A 20,074-nucleotide genomic window follows, 5' to 3' on the forward strand; every position below is an offset into this window, starting at 1 on the left:
AAGGGGACCAGGGATGCCGAAGAGTGCGCACGACGAGGTGCGGCGGGGCCGCGACGACAGCCGTGACGACGGCGGCCGGAACCGCCGCGGGAGCGCCCGCCGGCCCCGCGCCGTCCTCGCCGTCGCACTGACCGCCGTCCTGGCCGGCGGCGCGCTCGCGGGCTGCGACGCGACCGGCGGCAACAAGCCCGCCCCGACCCCCTCCCCCACCTCCTCGAAGCCCGCCGGCCCGACCTGGAACACCGCGCCCGCCTCCGTCGCGGCCGTCGGCGACTCCATCACCGCCGGCTTCGACGTGTGCACCCTCCTCGCCGACTGCCCCGAGGCGTCCTGGGCGACCGGGACCCGCAAGAAGGTCAAGAGCCTCTCGCAGCGGCTGCTCGGCGCCGACGCGAAGGACAACAGCTGGAACTACGCGGTCTCCGGGGCCCGGATGGAGGGGCTGACGCCGCAGGTCCAGCGGGCCGTCCGGCACGAACCGGAGCTGCTCACCGTCCTGATGGGCGCGAACGACGCCTGCCGCGAGGACGTCGCCTACATGACGCCGGTCGCCGACTTCAGGCGCGACTTCGAGTCCGCGCTGCGGACCGTGCGGAAGGACTCCCCGAAGACGCAGGTGTACGTCTCCAGCGTCCCCGACCTCAAGCGGCTGTGGTCGCAGGGCCGCACCAACCCCGAGAGCAAGAAGCTCTGGTCGCTCGGCGTGTGCGCGGCGATGCTCGCGAACCCGGACGCGACGGACGCGAAGTCGAACGCGCGGCGGGACGCGGTGCGCCAGCGGGTCGTGGAGTACAACGAGGTCCTGCGCGACGCCTGCGCGACCGACGCGCTGTGCCGGTTCGACCCCACCCTCTTCGACTACAAGTTCACGCTGAAGCAGCTCAGCGAGTTCGACTACTTCCACCCCAACATCGACGGTCAGGCCAAGCTGGCGGAGGTCGCCTACGAGAATGTGACCTCCGCGGAGGGCCCGGCGTAACCTCCAGACCATGAGCAGCGAACTCTTCGGCACCCTTGACGACGGAACGGCCGTGCACCGCTGGACGCTGGAGCGGGGCGGCACCCGGGTGAGGGTCCTCACCTACGGAGCCGTCCTCCAGTCGGTGCGGGTCCCCGACCGCGACGGAGAGGGTGCCGAGGTGGTGCTCGGCCACCCGGATCTCGACGGCTACCTCCGCCACCCCGACCCCTACCTCGGCGCGGTCGTGGGCCGCTATGCGAACCGGATCGCGGGGGGTGCGTTCACGCTCGACGGGTGGACGTACACCCTTCCGCAGAACAACGGCGCGAACACCCTGCACGGCGGGTACACCGGCTTCGACAAGCGGGTGTGGGACGCGCAGGCCGTCGCGGACGGGGTCCGGCTGACCCTGGTCAGCGAGGACGACGACGAGGGCTTCCCGGGCCGTCTCGAGGTCACCACGACGTACACGCTCGACGCGGACGGCGGGCTGCGGGTCGTCTACGAGGCGACGACGGACGCGCCGACGCATCTCAACCTCACCCAGCACACCTACTGGAACCTCGGCGGGGCGGGCGACGGGACCGTCGGGGACCACGAGTTGCGGATCGCCGCGGAGCACTACACCGCGGTGGACGAGGAGTTGATCCCGACGCCCGGCGGTCCGACGCCGGTCGCCGGCACCCGCTTCGACTTCCGCGAGGCGCGGAAGGTGGGCGCGGGCTTCGACCACAACTACGTGCTCGACGGCTTCGCGCCCGACGGGAGCGCCGAGCGGGTCGTCGCCGAGCTGTACGAGGCGGGCTCGGGACGGGTGCTGACGGTCGCGACGACCGAGCCAGGCGTCCAGCTCTACACCGGCGACCACCTCGACGGTGAGCCCTTCGGACCGGGTGAGGGCGTCGCGCTGGAGACCCAGCACTTCCCCGACTCCCCCAACCGCCCGGACTACCCCTCCACGGTCCTCCGCCCGGAGGAACGATTCCGCTCGGTCACGCACTACACGTTCTCGACCCGCGCGGCGTTCTGAGCGGGGACTGCGCGGGGCGGAGGGCGACGGACGCGGGCGGGCCGCGCCGGGCCGCGCGGTGGTGATCCGGCACGGTGCTGATCCGGCGCGGCAAGGGCCGCCGGCCGCCGGACTCGGGCCGGGGTCGCAGCGGGCGGCCGCGTCGACGCGGCGGCCCGGGTCGTCATCGCGGCCAGGGCGGCCCGTGCCTCGACCGCACCGGGGGCCGGCCGCGGCGGGTCAGGTCAGCCGGGCCGGCTCCCGGGCTCCTCGGCGGGGGCGCGCCGCCCCGGCTCGCCCGCGCCGAAGTCCCTTCACGGTAAGGCAGGTTGGGCCGCCGTTCAGCGGGTGAGCCCCGCGCGCGCCCGGACGTCGTCGATCGCGTGCGCGGCGAGGAGCTCGTAGCCGCCTGGGACGGTGTGCCAGCCGCCGTCGTGCCAGACCTGGAACGCCCGCTCGGGCAGGTCGAGTTCGACCTCCACCGTCTCCCCCGGTTCGGCCGCCGCATTCGCGAACGCGGCCAGCCGGCGGGCGGGCCGCTCGACCGGGGACGCGTCGTCGCCGACCGGCGCGAGGTAGAGCTGCACGGTCTCGCGGCCGGGCCGGTCACCGGTGTTGGTGATCCTGACGGTCGCCCGGGCGCCGTCGACGGTGAGGGAGTCGTAGGACCAGGTGGTGTAGCCGAGGCCGTGGCCGAAGGGGTAGGCGGGGGTGCGTCCGGCGCGGTCCCAGGCGCGGTAGCCGATGAACACACCCTCCGTGTACGGAAGTTGACCGTCGACGGGCCGGGTGTCCGAGACGGGCGCGTCCGCGAGCGCGACGGGCCAGGTGGTGGGCAGCCGCCCCGCGGGCTCCTCCGCCCCGAGCAGGACGTCCGCGAGGGCCGCGCCGCCCTCCTGGCCCGGGAACCAGGTCAGGAGCACCGCGGCGACGTCCTCGCGCCACGGCATCTCGACGGGCGAGCCCGCGTTGACCACCACGACGGTGTTCGGGTTGGCCGCGGCGACCGCGCGCACGAGGTCGTCCTGGCGGCCCGGCAGCCGCAGGTGCTCGCGGTCGTAGCCCTCGGACTCGACGGCCGAGGTGGTCGCGACGACGACCACCGCCGCGTCGGACGCCCGCGCCGCGGCCACCGCCTCGGCGATCAACTCGTCCTCGTCGCGCTCCGGTTCGCCGTGCACGAGGGAGAAGATCAGCGCCTCGATCGGCGCGCCGGGCATCCGGAACACCGGGTGGTTCAGGGTGACGGCGACCGGCACACCGGCCTCGAGGTCCACGGCGCCGCGCTCGACGGGCGTGCCGAAGACCGACTCGAACGGGTCGGAGCCCATGACGAGCTCCTCCGTGCCGGAGAACAGCTCGCGGCCGCCGACGGTGAGCGCGTAGTCGCCGACGCCCCGGGTGCCGAAGTGGTGGAGCCCGCTCACCCGCGGGGTGAAGGTGCCGGTGATGTCGACGGAGTGCAGCTCCTCGTAGGCGACGCCGTCGGGGAAGTCCGCGCCGATCCAGAAGACCTCGCCCTGGTGGAGCGGGATCGAGCCGAGGACCTTGCCGTCGGCGTCGCGGCAGACCGCTTCGAGGTCGAAGCCCTTGTCCGCGGTGGTGAGCGCCTCGGCGGGGTCCGCGCCGAGGGTGTAGGTGAGCGCGCCGTCCGGGAGCGCGGCGGTGAGGCCCTCCAGCGCGGAGACGACGTGCGCGGGGAACACCCGCGCCGAGCCGCCGCCCTGCTCGCGCGGGTCGCGTGCGGCCGCGCCGGAGAGGGCGACGGTGGCGGTGGGCGCAAGGGGCAGCACGGGCCGCCCGCCGCGGAGTTCGTTGCGCAGCAGCACGAAGGACCGGCGGGCCACCTCGCGGGCCAGCGCGGCGCCGTCGACGGGCTCGGGCAGCTCCGCCTCGGGGACCTCGGCCGGCACCCCTTCGAGCGCGCCGACCCGGGCGGCGAGCCGCAGGACGTTGCGGACGGCCCCGTCGACCTTCGCCTCGTCCACCTCCCCGGCCCGCACGGCCGCCGCGAGCGCCTCGCCGTAGACCGTGCGCGGGCCGGGCATGGCGACGTCCGTGCCGCCGAGGATGTCCCCGACGGTGGAGCGGGCGGCGGTCCAGTCGGAGACGACGAAGCCGTCGAAGCCCCACTCGCCGCGCAGGACGTCGTTCTGCAGGTGGCCGTGCTCGGTCATCGTGGTGCCGTTGACCGCGTTGTAGGCCGACATGACGCCCCAGGGGCGGGCGTTCGCGACGATGGCCTCGAACGGGGCGAGGTACAGCTCGCGCAGGGCGCGGTCGGCGACGACGTTGTCCACGGTGAACCGGTCGGTCTCGGCGTCGTTGGCGACGAAGTGCTTGACCGTCGTGCCGACCCCGCCGTCCTGGACGCCCGCCACGTACCCGGTGCCGATCTCGCCGGTCAGGTACGGGTCCTCGCTGTACGCCTCGAAGTGGCGGCCGCCGAGCGGGGAGCGGTGCAGGTTGACGGTCGGGGCGAGCAGCACGTGGACGCCCTTGCGGCGGGCCTCCTGGGCCAGGAGGCGGCCGGTCCGGCGGGCGAGCGCGGGGTCCCAGGTCGCGCCGAGCGCGGTGGGCGAGGGCAGGGCGATCGAGGGGTCGTCGGCGGTCCAGCGGCCGCCGCGCACGCCGATCGGGCCGTCGGACATCACCAGCGAGGCCAGCCCGACGCCCGGCAGCGGCGGCAGTGTCCAGCTGTCCTGGCCGGCCAGGAGCCGGGCCTTGGTGTCCAGGTCGAGCGCGGCGAGCGCCTTCTCGACGGCGGCCTCCACGGCGGTCGCGCGGGCGTCGCGTGCGTCGGGTGCGTCGGGTGCGTCGGGTGTCGGGGCCACGGGGTGCCTCCTCGTCGAGGTATGTGGATGCGGGGCGTCTTCCGGTCCTATGATGGACGGACTTACCTGTCATTCGGTAGGTAGCGTGATGTATTCGTGACATAGGCGTGCGTGACGAGGAGCGGCGATGACGACGGGCGCCCGGGCGGGCAGCGAGGGGCGGCGGGGGGAGATCGTGCGGGCGGCGCTGGAGGTGATCGCCGAGCGCGGTTACCGGGGGGCCTCGCTCGGTGCGGTCGCCGAGCGGGTGGGGCTCACCCAGCAGGGGCTGCTGCACTACTTCCCGGGCAAGGAGGCCCTGCTCGTCGCCGTCCTGGAGGAGCGCGACCGGTGGGACACGGCGCCCGGCCGGCCCTGGCGGCTCGACCTGCTCACCGCGCTGGTGGAGTACAACGCGACGCGGCCCGGGGTCGTCCAGACGTTCTCCGCGCTGCTCGGCGAGAGCGTCACCGAGGACCACCCGGCCCGGGCGTACTTCACCGGGCGTTACGGGCGGGTGCGGGAGGGCATGGCGACGGCGCTGCGGGCCGCGTACGGCGAGCGGCTGCCGTCGGGGCTCACCCCGGAGCGGGCCGCGCCGCTGCTCGTCGCCGTCATGGACGGGCTGCAGTACCAGTGGCTGCTCGACCCCGGCGCGGTGGACATGGCGGCGGCGTTCGAGGACTTCCGGCTGCTCCTTGAGGGGTCGGCGGGGGGTTAGGCGCCGTACGGGCTGCGGTCGTCGTACGGGGTGCGGTCGTCGTCGTGCGGGGCGTGGTCGTCGCGCTCGCCGAGGAGTTCCTGCGTCAGCAGGGTGGCGCCCGCGACCGCGCCGGGCATGAGGACGACGGCCACGAACGGGACGAGGAACGCGGCGGCGAGGGGTGCGCCGAAGCCGATCGTCATCAGCCGTCGGGAGCGGAGCAGGTTCAGCCGCTTGGTGAGGCCGATCCGGCGGCGCTGGCCCGCCACCGCGACGAGTTCCTGCGCGAGGAAGAAGCCGGTCGTCATCACGGCGACGACCGGGACTACCGTCTGCCCGACCACCGGCACGAATCCCGCCGCGAACAGGAGCACGCCGAACAGGGCCACCCGGACCAGGATCCGCATGCTGTCCCGCGCGCTGACCAGGAGTTCGCGCCACATCGGGATGCCGGACTCGTGCACGGTCCCGATCGTGCTCCGGTCCACCTCCTCGCTCAGCCGCTCGTAGAACGGCTCCCCGACCAGCAGCGTCACCGCCGTGAACGCGACCACCGCGATCAGCAGCACCAGCGCCCACAGCACGACCGTCAGCGCGCCGCGGAACACGTCCTTCCCTGACCACTCGTCCGCGAACGGCGTCAGCCACGCCACCAAGTCGTCCCCGCCGTAAGCGAGTCCGACGAGCACGGCCGCGTACAGCACGAGCGTCACCAGCCCGGGCAACAACCCGAACCCGAACCACCTCCCGTGCCCCAACACCCACCGCTGCCCCCGCAGCAGAAACCCGAAGCCCTTGCCCAGATCGCGCATGCGTTCAGAGTACGTGCGCGATCGTGCGGCGCCCCCCGGCCCCCACAACGGCGGGGGCACGCGAGAGATGGCGGCGCGCCCGATTCTGACGGGATGCCAGAAGGGCCGCACCCCGCAGAGCAGGGTGCGGCCCGGGAAGGGTGCGGTGTCAGGCGACGGCCAGGTCGACCTTGATGTTGCCGCGGGTCGCGTTGGAGTAGGGGCAGACCTCGTGGGCCTTCTCCAGGAGGGACTGGGCGGTGGCCGCGTCGACGTTCGGGATGTGCGCGGAGATCTCGACCTCCAGGCCGAAGCCGCCGGCCTCCGTCTTGCCGAAGCCGACCTTCGCGGTGACGGTCGAACCGGAGATGTCGGCGCCCTCCTTGCGGGCGACGACACCGAGCGCGCCCTGGAAGCACGCGCTGTAGCCCGCGGCGAAGAGCTGCTCCGGGTTGGTGCCGGCGCCGCTGCCGCCGAGCTCCTTGGGCGGGTTGACGACCACGTCGAGCTTGCCGTCGTCGCTCGCCACCCGGCCGTCCCGGCCGTTCTCGGCGGTCGCGGCGGCGGTGTAGAGCGCGTCGATCTTCTGGATGGTCATGAAGAAGCTCCCCTTCTTGTTCCGTTGATCGGAAGCACACTACCGCGATGCGAAATCGCGGAAGGAGACGGGTGTCACAGCGCGACGATCATCTTCCCGGTGTTCTGGCCCCGCAGCATGCCCACGAACGCGTCGACGGCGGTGTCGATGCCCTCCGCGCGCGTCTCGCGGTACTTGAGGTCGCCGGAGCGGACCCAGCCGGCCACGTCGGAGACGAACTGCTCCTGGAGGTGGGCGTGGTCGCCGACGAGCATGCCCTGCAGCCGCAGCCGCTTGCCGATGACGAGGGCGAGGTTGCGCGGCGCGGGCGAGGCCTCGGTGTCGTTGTAGACCGAGATCATCCCGCAGATGGTGGCGCGCCCGTGCACGTTGAACGCCGTCAGCGCGGCCTCCAGGTGCTCGCCGCCGACGTTGTCGAAGTAGACGTCGATGCCGCCCGGGGCGGCCGCGCGCAGCTGCTCGACGACGGGGCCGTTCTTGTAGTTGAACGCCGCGTCGAAGCCGAGCTCGTCGACGAGGTAGCGCACCTTGTCGTCCGAGCCCGCCGAGCCGATGACCCGGGACGCGCCCTTGAGGCGGGCGATCTGGCCGACCTGGCTGCCGACCGCGCCGGCCGCGCCGGAGACGAAGACCGCGTCGCCCTTCTTGAAGGACGCGACCTCCAGGAGGCCGGCGTACGCGGTGAGGCCGGGCATGCCGAGCACGCCGAGGTAGGCGGAGAGCGGGGCCGCGTCCGGGTCGACCTTCGTGGCGTGCTCGGCCTTCACGGACGCGTACTCACGCCAGCCGAGCCCGTGCAGGACGTGGTCACCGACCTGGAAGCGGTCGTCGGCGCTGGCGATCACCTCGCCGACGGCCCCGCCGTCCATCGGCCTGTCCAGCTGGAACGGCGGGACGTAGGACTTGACGTCGTTCATCCGGCCGCGCATGTACGGGTCGACGGACATGAACGCGTTGCGGACCAGGATCCGGCCCGCGGCCGGGGCCTCGACGGCCGCCTCGCGCAGGGCGAAGTCCTCGGCGGTGGGCCAGCCCTGGGGGCGGGCGACGAGGTGCCATTCACGGCCGGTGGTGGGGAGTGCGGACATTGCGGCTCGTCCTCCTGCTCGGGGTGGGGCGCCACGGGTCGGGCGCCCGAAAAGCTTCAGGTGCTGAAACAACCATGCGTCCGAATATTTCACCTTGTCAAACAACTCGGTACGCTGGGGCGTATGACACCCTCCGCACGCCCCCCTGATCCGCTCACCTTCGAGGTGGTCGAACTCATCGGCGCGGTCGTGAACCGCTACCGCGAGGAGTACGAGGAGGCGGCCGGCAAGCACGGACTCACCGGGGCGCAGGCCCGTGTGCTCCGTCTTCTCTCCATCGAGGCCGCGCCCATGCGGCGGATCGCCCGGAAACTCCACTGCGAGCCGTCGAACATCACCGGCATCGTGGACCGCCTGGAGGCGCGCGGCCTGGTCGAGCGCAGGCCGGACGCGGGCGACCGCCGCGTGAAGCTCGCGGCGGTCACCGACGAGGGCCGCGAGGTCGCCTCCCAGCTGCGGGAGTCGCTCGACTTCGCCCGCGAGCCGCTGAGCGACCTCTCGGTCGAGGAGCGGACGGTCCTCCGCGACCTGCTGCGGCGCATGCTGGGCGTCGACTGACCGCCGCACACCCGACCGCGCGCGCACGGACCGCTGCCGCGCCGGACCGCGCCGCGCACACCCGGACCGCCAGGTCCACGCCAGACCGGGCCCGCGCCCGCCCGGACCGCGCCGGACCGCGCCGCACGCGCGTCGGGCCGGGCGCGCGCGTCACGACGGGCGCACCTCAGGCCGCGCACAGAGCACGGCGGGCGGGCGCCGGACCGGCCCGCGCCGTGTCACGGCCGGCGCGGTGTCACGGCCCGCGCGGAGTCACCGCGTATGCGGTGTCACAGCCCGTGCCGCGTCACGGCGTGCGGCGTTCTTCGAGGTCGCCGCGGAGGCGCTGGGCGCGGAGGACCAGTTCCAGTTCGAAGCGGCGGTCGGGGTCGTCGATCTCGTCGCCCCACAGCTCGCGGATCTGGCGCAGGCGGTAGCGGACGGTCTGCGGGTGGACGCCGAGCCGGTTCGCGACCTCCGGCGCGCCGCCGCGGGTCTCCAGCCAGGCGAGCAGGGTCTCGGCCAGCCGGCGGGCGTGGGTGGGCCCGCATTCCGCGAGCGGCGCGAGGCGGCGCGTGGCGAGGTCGTCGAGGAGCTCCTCGGGCGGCAGCAGGACGAGCGCCTCGGTGTGCTCGGTGCAGTGCAGCACCTCGCCGGCGGGCAGCAGCTTGCGCTCCATGAGGCCGACCGCCACCTCCGCCCAGCGCAGCGACTTCGCCGCCTGGGCGAGCGGCACGGCGGGGCCGATCGCCCCGGACCAGCCGGTCATGGCCCGCCGGAGCAGCTCGGCGCGGCCGCCCGCGTCGGGGTCGGGGACGATCATGCGGGGCTGCTCGAACTCCATGTCGAGCAGCACCTCCGCGCCGACGGCCGGCGCCACGGCCTCGCGGGCCGGGCGGAGCAGGACGCCGACGGCCACCACGGACGGCAGCGTCCAGCCGACCCGCGCGGCCCGCTCGGCGACGGCGTCGTCGAAGTCGGGCCGCGGGTGCTCGGTGAAGAGCAGCTCCATGAGCTTGCGCTGCAGCCGCAGCCGCTCGCCGACCTGACGCGCGGCGGCCTCCGCGTAGCCGCGTACCGATTGCTCCACGAGACCGTCCAGGTAGGCGTAGCCGGCTTCGGCCAGTTCGTACATCGCGGGCGGCGGGATGTCGGCCTGCTGCCCCAGTTCGGCCAGGCGCCGCCAGGTGAGGCGGGTGCCGAGCCGGTACATCGCCTGGAGGGTGTCCAGGCTGCGGCCGTGCAGCCCCTCGCCCCGCCCGAAGTCCTGGAAGACCGAGGGCGGGACCTCGACCGTGCGGCCGGGGGTGGCGAGCTGCCGGACGAAGACCTCGATCGCCCGCCGGATGCCGACCAGGGCCAGCGGTTCGCCGGCCTGGTCGAGCACGATCGGCAGGTGCGGGTACTCGCGCCGGAGCTCCGTCAGGATCTCGTCGGCGAGCGCCGGGGTCTCGGCGGCGGCCAGTTCGGCGAAACGCCGGATCACCGGCCCGGGTACGTCACGCCAGGCCGAGCGAGGGACCGACATCAGCCATCAGAGGGCTGGCCGGACGGAGCCGCCGCCTCGGGAGCCGGCGTCTCGTAGGTGACCAGCGGCGTGTTCGGCTGGTCGGGCTTGGCCGTGAGCAGCTCGACGATGCCGAAAGCGGCACCTACGGCGAGCGCCGCTGCGAAGAGCGACGTGAGCACGGCGGCGAAAAGTCTCTGCATGGGTCGTTCAGCCTCCTGGACGGACCTTATCCGGTCCGCGTTCTCGGATCGCTGCAACCCTTATCCCGGTTACCCGCCGACCCCAACCGGCGAGTAACCCAGTCTTTGTCATGCATTGACACCTCGTCAAGGGTGCGCTTACGGTCCCGGCCCTAGGGGTGTGCAGCCGATCAGCACGGGCCGCACCCCTTTCGACCGGTTCGAGACGGTCAATCCCCGCGCTTTCCGCAGTTCCCGTTCCTGTTCACGCGAGGCACCACACCCTCTGGAGTGCCGCATGCGCCCCACCGGCCACCCGTCCCCCGACCGCCCCTCGAGACCGTCACCGTTGTCGCTGGTCCTGTTGGGCATAGGCGTCTTCCTGCTGACGCTCGCGCCGCTGCTCGCCTGGTACGTCCAGCCGAACGCCAAGCGCACCCCGATCGACATCGACGCGACCACCGTCTTCACCGGTACCGGCAGCTACTTCGACCAGGGCGAGGTCGAGACGGTCGACGGCCAGGCCCTGACGATCACCCGCAAGGTCCGGGGCGACGTCGAGGACAGCACCGACGACCGGTCCATCTGGGAGGTGTCGACGACCGTCGACACCAAGGACTCGCTCCCCGCGGAGGACCCGCGGGACGCGCTCCAGTGGAGCACCGAGCGGTGGGTCACCGACCGGAAGACCAACCGGCCGCTGCACTGCTGCGAGGAGTCCCCCGTCTTCGACGGCGAGGCCTACCTGAAGTTCCCCTTCGACGTGGAGAAGCGCTCCTACCGCTGGTGGGACAACACGCTCGGCGGCACCGTCCCGCTCCAGTTCAAGGGCACCAAGAAGATCCAGGGCTACGAGGGCTACCGGTTCACCGGCTCCGTCGACCCGGTCCGCACCGGCACCCGGCAGGTCCCGGGCACCCTGGTCGGCGTGAAGGCCGGCGGGCAGGTGCTGGCCGAGGAGTGGTACTCCAACCACGGCATCGAGCTCGTCGTCGACCGCGCCACCGGCCGCATCATCTACGCGGCGATCGGCCCGAAGAAGACCCTGCGCGCCCCGGGCGGCACCAAGGACGAGGTCGTCCTGCTCGACAGCCAGAAGATCGGCTTCGACACGAAGACCCAGAAGACGCAGGTCAAGCTCGCCAAGGAGGGCAGCGACCAGCTGAAGACGGTCGGCCAGACGGCGCCGGCGCTGGCGGGGCTCACCGGCCTCCTGCTGGCCGCCGCGGGCGTGGTCCTGCTCGTCCGGGGCCGCAAAACGCCCGAAACGGCGTCCGGTGAGCACTCCGGTGAGTGAGCCGCTCTCCGGAACGGCCTCCACTGGACGGAAAGTGATGACCTCGCGGCGACAGTTCGATCAGAAATTGTCACTTCGGTGAGTAGCCGCATCGGACCGGGCCGCGAAAACTGTCCACCCACCCCGCAGCCTGATCCCGGTTGTCACGTGGTCCCCCGACTTCCCCAGGGGGCGCAGCTCTCCCCGGAGCGCCCGCAGTACCGCACCACCACCCTCATCAGAAGCCTCAGACGAGTTGGAGCACGCATGCCCCAGCACGTACGCCCTCCGGTCCTCGGCAGCCGCCCCTCGGAGGCCGCGCCGCAGACCCCTCAGCCGTTTCCCCGCAGGATCGTCTTCCTGTCCCGCCGGGACCTCGGCAACCCCGCCGCGGGCGGGTCGGAGCTGCTCATCGACCAGCTCGCCGACGGCCTGACCCGCCTCGGGCACCAGGTCACCCTGCTGTGCGGCGGGCCGGCCGCGTACCGCAACTACCGGGTCGTCTCCGCGGGCGGCGACCTCGGGCACTACCTGCGCGCGCCCCGCGCACTGGCCCGGCAGGTCGGCGACTGCGACCTGCTGGTCGAGGTCTGCAACGGGATGCCGTACCTGGCCCCGCTGTGGCACCGCGGGCCGACCCTGTGCCTGGTCAACCACGTGCACACGGACCTGTGGGGGATGCGCTACCCCGGCCCGGCCGCCAAGCTCGGCCGCAAGCTGGAGCACTGGGCGCTGTCCGGCGCCGACGGCGGCCGCAAGAACCTGATGGTCGCCGTCTCGTCCTCGACCGCCACCGCGCTGCGGGACATCGGCGTCGACCGGGAGCGCATCCGCGTCGTGCACAACGGGGTCGACGACCCCGCCCCGCAGACCCCCCGGTCCGAGGAGCCGCTGTTCCTGGCGGTGGGCCGGCTGGTGGAGTACAAGCGGATCGACCTGCTCCTGCGGCTGTGGGAGCGGGTGCGCCCCGTGACCGGCGGCAGGCTGGTCATCGTCGGCGACGGCCCCGAGCGTGCGCGGCTCGAGGCCATGGCCGGTCCCGGCGTGGAGTTCGCCGGGCGGGTCAGCGAGGCGGAGAAGCACCGGCTGTTGTGCGCGGCCTGGCTGCTGCTCCACCCCTCCGCGGTGGAGGGCTGGGGCCTCGTCGTCACCGAGGCCGCCGCCCGCTCGACGCCGTCGCTCGGCTTCGACATACCCGGGCTGCGCGACTCCATCGAGGACGGCGTCACCGGCGTCCTCGCCCACGGCGAGAGCTCGTTCGCCGCCGCCTGGTGCACCCTCGCTCTGAGCCGTGAGCGACGGGAGGCCCTCGGGCGCGCGGCGGGCCAGCGGGCCCAGCGGTTCCGCTGGAGCAGCACCGTCGCCGCGTTCCGGGCGGTCGCCGCCGAGGCGTGCCGCCCTGGCGGGTCGCCCTGATGAGACCGCGCACCAAGGCCGCACGCCCCGAGGCGTCCGGATGGAAGGACCCCTCGCTGCGGAGGTCGGTCGCACTGTTCCGCGCCTTCATGGGCGAGCAGAGCGACCCCGAGGCGTGCTACCGCCTCCTCGCCCGGGACGCGGTGTCCCAGGTCGAGGCGTACGGCGGCCCGGTCTCGGGCCGCACCGTCGTGGACATCGGCGGGGGCGGCGGCTACTTCCTGGAGGAGTTCCGGCGCCGCGGCGCGGACGCGTTCCTCTTCGAGCCCGACCCGCGGGAACTGGGCGAGCACGCCCCGGAGGGCTCGGTGCGCGCGGACGGCTACCTGCTGCCGCTCGCCGACGGGGTCGCGGACGTGACCTTCTCCTCCAACGTGCTCGAGCACGTCGACGACCCGCAGACCTTCCTCAGCGAGATGGTCCGCGTGACCCGCCCCGGCGGGCTGATCTACGTGTCGTTCACGAACTGGTACTCCCCCTGGGGCGGCCACGAGTGGGCGCCCTGGCACTACCTGGGCGCCGAGCGCGCCCGCAACCGCTACCGCCGGAAGACCGGCCGCGAGGCCAAGCACCGGCTGGGCGACAACCTGTTCACCATCCACGTAGGCACGACGCTCCGCCAGGTCAGGGCCCGTCCGGACGTACGGGTCGTCGCGGCCCGTTCCCGCTACTGGCCGTTCCTGGCCGGTGTCGTCACCCGGGTGCCGCTGCTCCGCGAGTTCGCCACCTGGAACCTCCTTCTCATACTGCGGCGGTGTCCATGACCAGCACGGTTGCTCCACCTCGTCCGCCGGCCACCCGGCCGCCGGCCGAGCCAAGACGTCAGCCACCGGCGGACGGGCCGCGCTCGCGGCGCTGGCTGCTCGGGTTCTGGGCGGCGGTGTTCCTCGCCTTCGTGGCCGCGGCGCCGGGCCGGATGACCTTCGAGACCAAGCTCGGGGTGGCCTACGACCCGTGGCGGTTCCTCGGCGACCTCGGTCAGCTGTGGAACGACCAGGCGGGCTTCGGCGGGATCTTCAACCAGTACGTCGGCTACGCGTTCCCGATGCTGCCGTACTACGCGCTGACCGACCTGCTCCAGATACCCGTCTGGCTGGCCGAGCGGCTGTGGCTGTCGCTGATCGTCGCCGCCGCGTTCTGGGGCGCGCTGCGCCTGGCCGAGCGCCTGGGCGTCGGCACGCCGTCGACCCGCGCGCTCGGCGCGGTGGTCTACGCCCTGTGGCCCACGTACACGATCATCGTCGGCTCGACGTCGGCCGGTGCGCTGCCCGGCGCGCTGCTGCCGTGGGTGCTGCTGCCGCTGACGAACTTCGCGGTCGCGCCGCGCCTGGCCGCCGCGCGCTCCGCGCTGCTCATCCCGTTCATGGGCGGGGTCAACGCGGCCTCCACGCTGGCCGCGCTGCTGCCGGTGTTCCTCTACGTCGTCTCCCGCCGCCCCCGGCTGCTCGCCTGGTGGGCGCCTTTCGTGGTGCTCGCGACCGCCTGGTGGGTCGTCCCGCTGCTGCTGCTCGGCTCGTACGGCGAGAACTTCCTGCCGTACGTGGAGACGTCCGAGACCACCACGGCCACCATGTCCGCCACCGAGATGCTGCGCGGTGCGGGCAACTGGGTGGGCTACCTGAACTTCGGTGACCCGTGGCTGCCGGCCGGCTGGGCCGTCGCCACCTCCGCGCTGGTCATCGTCTGCTCGGCGTTCGCCGCCGCGATCGGCCTGGCCGGTCTCGCGAGCCGCGGGCTGCCCGAGCGCCGCTGGCTGGTGCTCACCGCGACCGTCGTCGTCCTGGTGACGCTCGCCGGGTACGCGGGCGCCTTCGGCGGCCCGTTCAGCGGTCCGGTGCAGGACGCGCTGCAGAGCTGGCTGGCGCCGTTCCGCAACATCTACAAGTTCCAGCCCGGCCTCGCGCTGGTCCTGGTGCTCGGCATCATGCACATCACCGCCTCGCTGCGGCCCGGCAAGCGGTTCGTGCCGCTGGTCGCGACCGTCCTGATCGTGCCGGGCCTCCTCTGGCCGTACCTCAGCGGCGCGATCCTCCAGCCGGGCTCGTTCTCCGACCTGCCCAAGTACTGGAGCGCGACGGCGGACTGGCTGGAGAAGAACTCGCCCGACTCGCGGGCGTACGTCACCCCGGCCACCGCGCACGGCATCTACACCTGGGGCTCCCCCATCGACCAGCCGCTCGACGTGCTGGCCGAGTCGCACTGGGCGCAGCGCGACTACGTACCCTTCGGCACGCCGGGCAACCGCCGCACCACCGACGCGGTGGAGCAGGCGCTCCTGTCGGGCGGCAAGGTCCCCGGCCTCGCCGAGTACCTCAGCCGCGCCGGGCTGCACTACGTGGTCGTGCGCAACGACCTCGACCCCGACCAGATCGGCTACGTGCCCTCGACGACCGTCAAGCGCACCCTCGAGGAGTCCGGCTACCAGCGGGTCACCGGCTTCGGCCCGGTCATGACCAACGGCCGGATCGCGAACGACACCCCGATCCAGGTCGAGGGCCTCTACCCGCGCCAGCGCGCGGTGGAGGTCTACGCGCCGGCCGACGCGGACGCGCTGCGCCCGGGTCAGGCCAGGCTCTACCCCGCGGCGAACACCGCGGTGGTCAGCGGCGGCCCCGAGTCGCTGCTGCCGCTCGCGGCCGACCCGTCCCTGAAGGACCGGCCGACCGTGCTCGCCGGCGACGCGACCCCCGGTGTGGGCGAGCCCGCGCTGCGGGTCTCCGGTGACGGTCTGCGCCGGGCGGACACCCGCTTCGGCCTGGTCGGCGCGAACACCTCGTACACCTACACCTCCACCGAGCGGAACCCGCAGGACAACCTGCAGGACCCGGGCAAGGAGCCGCGGCAGATCCTGCCCTCCACGGGCCAGGAGCACCAGACGGTCGCCGAGCTCAAGGGCGCGAAGGCGGTGACCGCGTCCAGCAGCGGCAACTGGCTCTTCCACCTGCCGCAGTTCGACCCGGTCAACGCCTTCGACGGCGACCCGGCCACCGACTGGGCGGAGGGCAGCTCCGGCAGCCCCGAGGGCGAGTGGGTGCGGATCGCGTTCGACCGGACGACGGACGTGCCCGAGACGCTGCGGATCACCCCGATGCCGGCCGACGCGCTGCGCTCCGCGCCCACCCGGGTGCGGATCGAGACCGAGCGCGGTGCGGTGAACAGCTGGCTGAAGCCGAACGGCGAGCCGCAGGACGTCGAGGCCCCCGCGGGTCCGACCGACTGGCTGAAGGTCACCGTGATCGGCGTGCAGGAGGGCGGGGCCGGCCTGGTCGGCACCGGGTTCTCCGACATCGACATCCCCGGTGTGACGGTCAAGCGCACCCTCGCCCTGCCGAAGGACGGCAAGGCGGCGCAGAGCTTCTCCCTCACCCAGGGCCAGGAGCGCGGTCTGGACCGCACCTTCGAGACCGAGGTGAGCGGCTCCTACGAGCTCACCGGCACCGCCCGCGCCGTCCAGGGCCCGGAGCTGGACAAGCTGCTCTACGGCCTGGTCCCGGAGAAGCCGACGGGCAAGCTCGTCGTCACGGCGGACTCCACCGCCCGCTACGGCACGTCGGTCTCGCCGCGCAACCTGACCGACGGCGACCTCACCACCGCGTGGATCGCCGGCGACAAGGCCGTGCTGCACCTGAAGTGGCCGACGAAGACCGCGGTCGGCGAGATCATCTTCGCGGCGGCGGGCGGCCTGTCCACCCGCGCCGAGGAGGTCCAGATCAGCTCGCCCGACGGGGCCGTCGTCGCGGGCGTCGACAAGAACGGCGCCGCCCGCTTCACGCCGATCACCACCGACCGGATGGACATCACCGTCTCGAAGGTCGCGGACCTGAAGCTGGCGAACCCGCTGGCCGACGAGAAGCTCCAGCTGCCGGTGGGCCTGACCGAGGTCTACGTCCCGGCGCTGGACGGCCTGCGGGCCAAGCAGCCGGCCGCCGACCGCCCGTTCACCACGGAGTGCGGTCAGGGCCCGATGGTCTCGGTCGACGGCAAGCCGTACCAGACCCGCGCCGAGGGCGTCGTGGGCGACCTGCGCGAGCGGCGGCCGGTGAAGGTCGCCCTCTGCGGGGCGGAGGAGTCGCTGACGCTCAGCCCGGGTGAGCACCGGGTCGAGGCGGCCGCGGCCGGTCCGCTGGCCTTCGACCACATCGCCCTGACCAGTGGCGAGACCCCTGAGCCCGCCGCCTCCGAGCGCGAGCTGAAGATCGACGACTGGGCGGGCGACGAGCGCAAGGTCACCGTCGGTTCCGGCGAGGCGTCGTACCTGACGACCTACCAGAACGCCAACGACGGCTGGAAGGCCACCCTGGACGGCAAGGAGCTGTCCTCGGTCCGGCTCGACGGCTGGCAGCAGGGCTGGCTGATCCCGTCCGGCGAGGGCGGCGACGTCAGCATCGAGTTCACCCCGGCGAAGACGTACGACATCGGGCTCGTCGCGGCCGGTGTGGCGCTGCTGGTGCTGATCGGGGCGGCGCTCTTCCGCCGCAAGGAGGAGAACGCCCGCGGTCCCGAGCCGACGGAGGCCCCGGCCCCCGGCCTGGTGCTCGGCGCGGTGGTCCTCACCCTCGTGATGGTCGTGGTCGCCGGTCCGCTGGCGCTCCTGGTGCCGGTCCTCGCGGTCGTCGCCTGGTTCCGCTCGCGGCTGCTCGCGGTGATCGCCTTCGTCGCCATGACGGTGGCGGGTGTGATCGCGGCGGTCGGCGCGGGCGAGGCCCCGGCCAGGGACGCGGGCGCGTTCAGCCCGGCGGCGCAGGTCTTCGCGCTGATCGCCCTGGTGGCCGCGCTGGTCACCGTCGGCGGGCAGGGCGTGCGCGCCCGGCGCGACGAGGCGGGGACGAGCGGGTACGGGCCCGAGCGGGAGCCGGTTCCGGCCGCCGCGGGCGCCGGCTCGGGTGCCGCAGCGGGTTCCGCCGCGGGGTCCTCGACCGGGTCCGCCTCCGGGGACACCCTGGTGGGCGGTCCGGTGCCGGCCCAGAAGACGGCCCCCGAGGAGGAGTCCTCGCCGCGCACCACGCCGCTCCGCAAGGAGGGGCCGGAGGCCTCCGCGCCCGCGGAGGCCCCGAAGCCGGCGGAGACCTCGAAGCCGGCGGAGTCCGCCGCGCCGGCGAGGTCCCCGGAGCCCGAGGACGCCAGGCCCGCGGAGTCCGCCCCGGACAAGCCGGCCTCCTCCCGCACCGTCGGGCTCCGCAAGGAGCCCGGGAAGGAGTCCGGCGGATGACCGCCCTCCACCGGCCCGCCCGGCACCCGGGTCCGTCCCGGGTGCCGTTCCCCACCGTCGACGAGGTGTCCCGCCACTGCGTGCAGGACGCCGAGCCGGAGACCGTGCACATCGAGGTCCACCTGCCGCACGCGCCCGACCCCGGGCGGCTGCGGTCGGCGCTGACCGAGGCGTTCGCCCGGCACCCCCGGGCGCTCGTACGGGAGGCGGCGGGATCCCGGTGGCGGCGGCGGTACGAGTGGGAGCTGACGGCCGCGGCGGACGTGGACCCCCTGAGGTTCACGCCGCCGGGCCCCGGCGCCCTGGAGGCGGCCCGCGAGCGGGCGCTGGCGACGGCGCCCTCCCTGGCGCAGTCGCCCCCGATCCGCCTGGAGGTCGTCGGCGACGTGCTGGTGTGGACGATCAACCACACCGCGCTCGACGGCCCCGCGTGCCTGCGGGTCATCGCGACCACCGCCGAGCTGTACGGCGGCCGGGACAACTCCCCGGCCGCCCCGGCCCCGCTCCGCGAGGCCCCCGCGGCGGCTCCGGCCCGCGCGCCGGGCTCGGCCTGGGCCCCGCCGGCCCGGGTCGCCCCCGGCACCCCGGGCACCGTGCCCGGCAACTCCATGCTGCTCGTCGACCTGCCGGTGCCCCGGCGCCCCAAGGGCGCCCCGTACACGGTGAACGACCAGCTGATGATCGCCACCGCGCTGACCCTGTCGGAGTGGAACGCCGAGCGCGGCGCCGCGCCGCGCCCGCTGCGCATCACCATGCCGGTGGACGACCGTCCGCGCGGCCCGGAGATGCCGATCGGGAACGGCACCCGGCTCGTCGAAGTGCCTTTCGTACCGCAGGAGTTGGCGCTCCCACTGCCGGAGCTGCTGGCCCGCACCGCGGACCGGACCCGCGCCCTCAAGGCGGTGGTCCGCCCGCAGCTCGGGCACGGGGTGAAGCTGCTGACCACGCCCGTGGTGCCGGTCGGGGTCCGCGCGGCCGTGACCCGGGGGGTGCGCCGGGCGGTCGGCCCCTGGACCTCGACCACACTGCTCAGCAACATGGGCCGGATCGCCTACCCGCTGGACTTCGGCGACGCGGGGGTGCCGTCGAGGATCTGGGTCTCGGCGCCCGCCCGGATGCCGCGGGGGCTGACCTTCACCACCGTCTCCACGGGCGGCCGCCTCTTCCTGGCCCTGCGCTGGTCGAAGGCCCTGCTCGGCGACGCCGACGGGGCCCACCTGCGCGACCTGTTCGAACGTCATCTGTCCGCCACCTCGGCGGCGGAGGAGCGATAAGTGAGCGAGCTGCGCGACTTCTACGAGAACCCCACCGTGCCGGTGGCCTCCGGCGACGCCCGGACGCTGCGCCAGGCGCGGATGCTGGCCGCCGCGCTCGACCCCGGGACGCCCGCCACCGTCCTCGACATCGGCTGCGGCGACGGCTCGGCGGCGGCCACCGCCGCCCGCACCCTCGCCCCGCACCGGGTCGTCGGCGTGGACTGGTCGCAGGACGCCCTGCGCCGCGCCCACCGCCACCTGGACGTGGTGCGCGGCGAACTCACCGACGGCGGGCTGCCGTTCGCCGACGGGGCCGCCGACGCGGTCCTGTTCAGCGAGGTCATCGAGCACCTCGTCGACCCCGACAGCGCGCTCGACGAGCTGCGCCGGGTCCTGCGGCCCGGCGGCCACCTGATGCTCTCCACCCCGAACCTGGCCGCCTGGTACAACCGCGGGCTGCTGCTCGCGGGCGTGCAGCCGGTGTTCTCCGAGGTCAGCCTGCGCGGCATCCACGGTCGCCCCGGCAGTGAGGTGGTGGGCCACCTGCGGCTCTACACCGCGCGCGCCCTGCGCAGCCTGCTGGCCGCGTCCGGCTACGAGGTCGTGCGCGTCGCCGGCGCGCCCTTCCACGGGGTGCCGGGACCGCTGCGGCCGCTGGACCGGCTCGCCTGCGCGGTGCCGTCGGCGTCGTCGATCCTGCTCGCCCACGCGATCCGGCGAGGGTAGCG

General features: G+C 73.8%; 16 protein-coding genes. 10 read left to right on the forward strand and 6 right to left on the reverse strand.

The features are described from left to right. Positions 1-13: 13 nt before the first annotated feature. Both ACFWEG_RS03505 and ACFWEG_RS03510 read left to right on the forward strand, forming a co-directional pair. A complete protein-coding gene (locus tag ACFWEG_RS03505; protein ID WP_387208699.1) occupies positions 14-979 on the forward strand; it encodes a GDSL-type esterase/lipase family protein in 966 nt (321 codons plus the stop codon). 10 nt (positions 980-989) lie between these two features. Next, complete coding sequence (locus ACFWEG_RS03510) at positions 990-1,991, forward strand: aldose epimerase family protein (protein ID WP_387208701.1); 1,002 nt, start codon at positions 990-992, stop codon at positions 1,989-1,991. Positions 1,992-2,311: 320 nt separating this feature from the next. Here ACFWEG_RS03510 and ACFWEG_RS03515 read toward each other — a convergent pair whose 3' ends face one another. After that, positions 2,312-4,804, reverse strand: a complete 2,493-nt coding sequence (locus ACFWEG_RS03515; protein ID WP_387208703.1) for a glycoside hydrolase family 3 C-terminal domain-containing protein — start codon at positions 4,802-4,804, stop codon at positions 2,312-2,314. 127 nt (positions 4,805-4,931) lie between these two features. Between ACFWEG_RS03515 and ACFWEG_RS03520 the strand changes: the two genes are divergently transcribed. Further along, entirely contained in the window at positions 4,932-5,504 is a 573-nt protein-coding gene (locus ACFWEG_RS03520) for a TetR/AcrR family transcriptional regulator (protein WP_387208705.1), read from the forward strand. Here ACFWEG_RS03520 and ACFWEG_RS03525 read toward each other — a convergent pair. From ACFWEG_RS03525 to ACFWEG_RS03535, 3 genes are all read right to left on the reverse strand, one after another. After that, a complete protein-coding gene (locus ACFWEG_RS03525; RefSeq protein WP_387208707.1) occupies positions 5,501-6,298 on the reverse strand; it encodes an EI24 domain-containing protein in 798 nt (265 codons plus the stop codon). The two genes, ACFWEG_RS03520 and ACFWEG_RS03525, sit on opposite strands and share 4 nt — an antisense overlap. A gap of 148 nt (positions 6,299-6,446) precedes the next feature. Beyond that, positions 6,447-6,875 (reverse strand): organic hydroperoxide resistance protein, encoded by a 429-nt coding sequence (locus ACFWEG_RS03530; RefSeq protein ID WP_387208709.1) that lies wholly within the window; start codon positions 6,873-6,875, stop codon positions 6,447-6,449. A gap of 74 nt (positions 6,876-6,949) precedes the next feature. Next, entirely contained in the window at positions 6,950-7,963 is a 1,014-nt protein-coding gene (locus ACFWEG_RS03535; RefSeq protein WP_387208711.1) for an NADP-dependent oxidoreductase, read from the reverse strand. Positions 7,964-8,086: 123 nt separating this feature from the next. Here ACFWEG_RS03535 and ACFWEG_RS03540 point away from each other — a divergent pair, with 123 nt between their 5' ends. Then, positions 8,087-8,521 (forward strand): MarR family winged helix-turn-helix transcriptional regulator, encoded by a 435-nt coding sequence (locus ACFWEG_RS03540; RefSeq protein WP_387208713.1) that lies wholly within the window; start codon positions 8,087-8,089, stop codon positions 8,519-8,521. 286 nt (positions 8,522-8,807) lie between these two features. On the opposite strand, the gene ACFWEG_RS03545 is transcribed toward ACFWEG_RS03540, so the two are convergent. Next, on the reverse strand, positions 8,808-10,028 hold the full coding sequence (locus tag ACFWEG_RS03545; protein ID WP_387208715.1) for a helix-turn-helix domain-containing protein: 1,221 nt from the start codon (positions 10,026-10,028) through the stop codon (positions 8,808-8,810). Continuing rightward, positions 10,028-10,210 carry a hypothetical protein gene (locus tag ACFWEG_RS03550; protein ID WP_387208717.1) on the reverse strand — a complete coding sequence of 61 codons (183 nt, stop codon included), beginning with the start codon at positions 10,208-10,210 and terminating at the stop codon, positions 10,028-10,030. Before ACFWEG_RS03550 ends, ACFWEG_RS03545 begins: the two co-directional genes overlap by 1 nt. Positions 10,211-10,487: 277 nt before the next feature. Between ACFWEG_RS03550 and ACFWEG_RS03555 the strand changes: the two genes are divergently transcribed. The 6 genes from ACFWEG_RS03555 (at position 10,488) to ACFWEG_RS03580 (ending at position 20,072) form a co-directional block, all read left to right on the forward strand. Further along, a complete protein-coding gene (locus ACFWEG_RS03555) occupies positions 10,488-11,486 on the forward strand; it encodes a DUF3068 domain-containing protein (protein ID WP_387208719.1) in 999 nt (332 codons plus the stop codon). A 246-nt stretch (positions 11,487-11,732) separates the two neighbouring features. After that, positions 11,733-12,881: a glycosyltransferase family 4 protein gene (locus ACFWEG_RS03560; RefSeq protein WP_387208721.1), complete on the forward strand. Its 1,149-nt coding sequence runs from the start codon at positions 11,733-11,735 to the stop codon at positions 12,879-12,881. Then, the gene (locus tag ACFWEG_RS03565; protein ID WP_387208723.1) at positions 12,881-13,645 is read left to right on the forward strand and encodes a class I SAM-dependent methyltransferase; all 765 of its coding nucleotides are present in this window, start codon (positions 12,881-12,883) and stop codon (positions 13,643-13,645) included. The genes ACFWEG_RS03560 and ACFWEG_RS03565 overlap by 1 nt, the downstream gene beginning before the upstream one ends. Next, positions 13,642-18,090, forward strand: coding sequence for an alpha-(1->3)-arabinofuranosyltransferase family protein (locus tag ACFWEG_RS03570; protein WP_387208725.1), 4,449 nt, complete (start codon positions 13,642-13,644; stop codon positions 18,088-18,090). Before ACFWEG_RS03565 ends, ACFWEG_RS03570 begins: the two co-directional genes overlap by 4 nt. Beyond that, complete coding sequence (locus ACFWEG_RS03575) at positions 18,087-19,364, forward strand: condensation protein (protein WP_387208727.1); 1,278 nt, start codon at positions 18,087-18,089, stop codon at positions 19,362-19,364. Before ACFWEG_RS03570 ends, ACFWEG_RS03575 begins: the two co-directional genes overlap by 4 nt. After that, complete coding sequence (locus ACFWEG_RS03580) at positions 19,365-20,072, forward strand: class I SAM-dependent methyltransferase (RefSeq protein ID WP_387208729.1); 708 nt, start codon at positions 19,365-19,367, stop codon at positions 20,070-20,072. The last annotated feature ends 2 nt before the right edge of the window (positions 20,073-20,074 follow it).

Origin of the sequence: Streptomyces sp. NPDC060194 (genome assembly GCF_042728285.1) — a bacterium.
Taxonomy (GTDB): Bacteria; Actinomycetota; Actinomycetes; order Streptomycetales; family Streptomycetaceae; genus Streptomyces.

What these genes read in the sequence shown, in the direction of transcription:
- ACFWEG_RS03505 (WP_387208699.1), top strand. Translation starts at nt 14, where the DNA reads ATGCCGAAGAGTGCGCACGACGAGGTGCGGCGGGGCCGCGACGACAGC.
- ACFWEG_RS03510 (WP_387208701.1), top strand. Translation starts at nt 990, where the DNA reads ATGAGCAGCGAACTCTTCGGCACCCTTGACGACGGAACGGCCGTGCAC.
- ACFWEG_RS03520 (WP_387208705.1), top strand. Translation starts at nt 4,932, where the DNA reads ATGACGACGGGCGCCCGGGCGGGCAGCGAGGGGCGGCGGGGGGAGATC.
- ACFWEG_RS03525 (WP_387208707.1), bottom strand. Translation starts at nt 6,298, where the DNA reads ATGCGCGATCTGGGCAAGGGCTTCGGGTTTCTGCTGCGGGGGCAGCGG.
- ACFWEG_RS03530 (WP_387208709.1), bottom strand. Translation starts at nt 6,875, where the DNA reads ATGACCATCCAGAAGATCGACGCGCTCTACACCGCCGCCGCGACCGCC.
- ACFWEG_RS03535 (WP_387208711.1), bottom strand. Translation starts at nt 7,963, where the DNA reads ATGTCCGCACTCCCCACCACCGGCCGTGAATGGCACCTCGTCGCCCGC.
- ACFWEG_RS03540 (WP_387208713.1), top strand. Translation starts at nt 8,087, where the DNA reads ATGACACCCTCCGCACGCCCCCCTGATCCGCTCACCTTCGAGGTGGTC.
- ACFWEG_RS03545 (WP_387208715.1), bottom strand. Translation starts at nt 10,028, where the DNA reads ATGTCGGTCCCTCGCTCGGCCTGGCGTGACGTACCCGGGCCGGTGATC.
- ACFWEG_RS03550 (WP_387208717.1), bottom strand. Translation starts at nt 10,210, where the DNA reads ATGCAGAGACTTTTCGCCGCCGTGCTCACGTCGCTCTTCGCAGCGGCG.
- ACFWEG_RS03555 (WP_387208719.1), top strand. Translation starts at nt 10,488, where the DNA reads ATGCGCCCCACCGGCCACCCGTCCCCCGACCGCCCCTCGAGACCGTCA.
- ACFWEG_RS03560 (WP_387208721.1), top strand. Translation starts at nt 11,733, where the DNA reads ATGCCCCAGCACGTACGCCCTCCGGTCCTCGGCAGCCGCCCCTCGGAG.
- ACFWEG_RS03565 (WP_387208723.1), top strand. Translation starts at nt 12,881, where the DNA reads ATGAGACCGCGCACCAAGGCCGCACGCCCCGAGGCGTCCGGATGGAAG.
- ACFWEG_RS03570 (WP_387208725.1), top strand. Translation starts at nt 13,642, where the DNA reads ATGACCAGCACGGTTGCTCCACCTCGTCCGCCGGCCACCCGGCCGCCG.
- ACFWEG_RS03575 (WP_387208727.1), top strand. Translation starts at nt 18,087, where the DNA reads ATGACCGCCCTCCACCGGCCCGCCCGGCACCCGGGTCCGTCCCGGGTG.